General features: G+C 65.2%; 2 protein-coding genes. Both read left to right on the plus strand.

Annotation, left to right across the window (positions count from 1 at the left end):
* On the plus strand, nt 1-219 hold a 219-nt coding region (locus KBI52_RS01640; protein ID WP_210804891.1), incomplete at its 5' end, for a hypothetical protein.
* Between the two features lie 286 nt (nt 220-505).
* The coding region (locus KBI52_RS01645; protein WP_305797866.1) for a DNA translocase FtsK at nt 506-1,758 on the plus strand (1,253 nt) is incomplete at its 3' end.

Consider the following 1,758-nt stretch of genomic DNA (forward strand, 5'->3'; position numbering starts at 1 on the left):
ACCCTCAAGGGAGGCGCTCATATAAACCCTCCCAGACACTTTGCAAGCGACTTCTTCAAAGGAACCGCAAATGCCGGCGCTGGAAGGGGAGGGGATACCTTGTGCAAGGAAGAATATGGGGTCGATGGAGGCCGGTTTGAAGACCCTGATGCACTATATCGTGCTGGGGACAAGTCGGGTGCCAAGTCGGGTGCAAGGAGACCGGTGCTCGCCTCCTAATCCTCTTTTTACCTTTGACGGGCGTAATCGGATCGAACCTCCTCTCGGGCCGACTCGTTCAGCCCCAACACCATAACAGACAATGAATTTCAAACGACGGTCCCCATCTTCCGCCGCCCATGGTTATGGCTCCCTCACGCGGGACGATGAAAAGCATCCCGATACTGACAATCAGGTGCCGACGGGCGCTCCGATCGAACATCCGCAGCCTGCCATCGCGGCAAGCGGTCCGAACCCTTCGGCGTTCCCGTCGTTCGAACGGCAGCGAGTGGCTGAAGGTGCGCCCATGGGCAACGTCGATCCCCGGCCGGGCATCGGAAGGCCGAGAACGGCTGATCCACGCTCCGGCTCGCGAGAGGCGTTCGACAGCAGCCGCGCTCTTCGGGACAGAGGGCCGAACGGCGCGCCGCGTGGCGACGTCTGGGAGCAGTCGTTCTCCATGTCTCCGGACGTGCGCTTCACGCGCACCCCCGAGCGGGTTCTCAAAGAGCGCAGAATGCAGACACCCGCACAGCCGGCGACCGACGGTGACGAAAGGCAGGCCCGGGAGATCGCGTCGATGAGGGCCGCGGATCCGGCTCCCGCCGTTCAGGAACGGCTGCGCGCCCTTCAAAGCAAAGCAGCTTCCCAGGAGACTGGGAGTGCCACGGCGCGCGCTTTCACCAGAACACCGCCGCAGGCTCCCGACCAGGCCAGGCGGGTCGCTCCGGTCAGGCCGCGCGGAGACGCGCCTCAGAGGCATGTGCCGGCTGGTCCCGCCGCGGCCGAACCGGCTCCTTCGCCGCGCCCGGTCACGCCGCCTGCACCGCCCGTCAAGAGCAGTCCTGCCCCTTACGAACTTCCCGCCATCCAGCAATCCTACAGCTTCATGTGGCAGCCGGGGACGTATCTGCTCGATCCGACCCTGCCGACCCCTTCGGCCTCGGCTCTCGTGCCCGCGCCCATCGAGACCAGGCAGGAGGAGAGAGCTCCGGCCGTGAAGAAGGCGACTCCCCCGGTCGCCGTCGCTGCGCCCGTTCCGACGCCACTTCCTCCAGCCGCACCCGAATTGCTGCCGTGGGAGGAGGACGACGTCGATGCGCAGGTGGACGATCTGCAGATGGCGCCTGGCGATGATCTCGTCGACGACGAGGACGCGATCGACGAGAGCGTTGTCGGGGTGCCGACGCGGCGCGCAGCCGTCGTGACACCCCCGCGCGCCAGCCATGCTCCTAGCGTGCCGGTGCCGGCCAACGACAGCTTCCGTCGTGAGAGCCGCGACAATTATGCGTCAGTTTCCGTCGGCGTCTCCGCGCCGGTGAGAGCCTCTTTCGAGTTCCACCTTCCGTCTCTGGATCTTCTGGCGGAGCCGAAGATCTGGGACAGCGCCGACGTGCCGGTGGAAGTGCTGCAGGAGAATGCCGCGACGCTCGAGAACGTGCTGTGGGATTTCAACGTCAAGGGCGAAATCATCAACGTTCGCCCCGGTCCTGTTGTGACGTTGTACGAGTTGGAGCCTGCGCCTGGGACGAAGTCGTCGCGGGTGATCTCGCTGGCGGA

The organism is Microvirga sp. HBU67558 (assembly GCF_018069605.1).
GTDB classification, from domain to species: Bacteria; Pseudomonadota; Alphaproteobacteria; order Rhizobiales; family Beijerinckiaceae; genus Microvirga; species Microvirga terrae.